The sequence below is a fragment of the Bacillus sp. B2-WWTP-C-10-Post-4 genome (assembly GCF_009183805.1).
Lineage (GTDB): Bacteria > Bacillota > Bacilli > Bacillales > Bacillaceae_G > Bacillus_A > Bacillus_A cereus.
This window is the reverse complement of the sequence record NZ_WEII01000258.1, coordinates 1-1,237: the sequence shown is the minus strand read 5'-3', so window position 1 is coordinate 1,237 and position 1,237 is coordinate 1. Positions and strand designations below refer to the sequence as shown.

The following is a 1,237-nucleotide window of genomic DNA, read 5'->3' as shown; positions in this document are numbered from 1 at the left end:
ACTATATATACTTTAATCTTACAGTTTAGTAAGATTACTAAATCTAACTTTTTATATACTCGTAACTCTGATTAAGATATACTTTAAAATTAAACGGCTTTTATACACTTATTTAAGTACACACATACTTTTCAAATTCTCAAAAATCCGCTCCCATTCGGCTCTTCTTCTCAATGATCTGTTTTTTTAAAATTCATTTACATAATTAATGTGGATCCCATTTTCATTTAACATTTTTGTATAAGTTAACTTAAATAAAATACTAATGACTTTATAAAAACGTACAAATTCAACAAGACTCTATTACAAGTTTTTTTAAATATAAGCAAGAACACGTATTAATTGCGTGAATATTCTGTTTTAAATAAATGCTGTATCTCATTATGTGCTGAAAAACTGAAAGCCGATTTGAGTATTATGCATATACTCAGAACAGCCTCTAAAAGCCCATTTCCATACTAAACTATTTTAAATTAGCCAATCAACGTGTAAAATAACTGTCATAATCTAAAATACTGCCATAATCAAAGACAAATGAGGAGAGATACTATGGATAAAGTATTATTCGTTGAAGACGATAACGATCTAGGAATGGCTATTGAGTTTACTCTAAAAGGAGAAGGACTTGAGGTTATAAGAGTTTCTACTGTACAAGATGCAAAAGACCAATACGAAAATAATAAATTTGACTTAGCTATATTGGATGTTGGACTACCAGATGGAAATGGATATGATTTATGTACCTACCTTAAAAGAAAAGGTGATATACCTATTATTTTTCTCACAGCACTGGATGAGGAGGCAAATGTAGTAATGGGCCTTGATATTGGTGGAGATGATTATATAACAAAACCCTTCAGGGTAAAAGAGCTATTATCTAGAGTAAAAGTACAATTAAGAAAAAAAATTAAAACAGCTTCTAATACTATATTGAGGTCTGAAAATATACACCTTGAAGTTGAAGCGGCTAGAGCTTTTAAGCATGAGAAAAGTATAAATTTAACACATTTAGAATACAAACTCTTATTAACGTTAATGCTAAATCCTCATAAAGTGTTACAAAGAAATGAGATATTGAAAAAAATAGTAGATGAAAGTGAAGTGTTTTTCGATGAAAATACTCTTTCCGTTTATGTAAAAAGATTAAGAAGTAAAATTGAGGATATTCCCCAAAATCCTAACTATATAATCACACAAAGAGGTGTTGGATATTTTTGGAACAAAGACGTCAGTAAGG

The 1,237-nt window shown here is 29.3% G+C and carries 1 protein-coding gene; it reads left to right on the top strand.

The genetic code is table 11. The features are described from left to right. Nucleotides 1-549: 549 nt before the first annotated feature. The coding region (locus GBN78_RS29710) for a response regulator transcription factor (protein WP_152128036.1) at nucleotides 550-1,237 on the top strand (688 nt) is incomplete at its 3' end.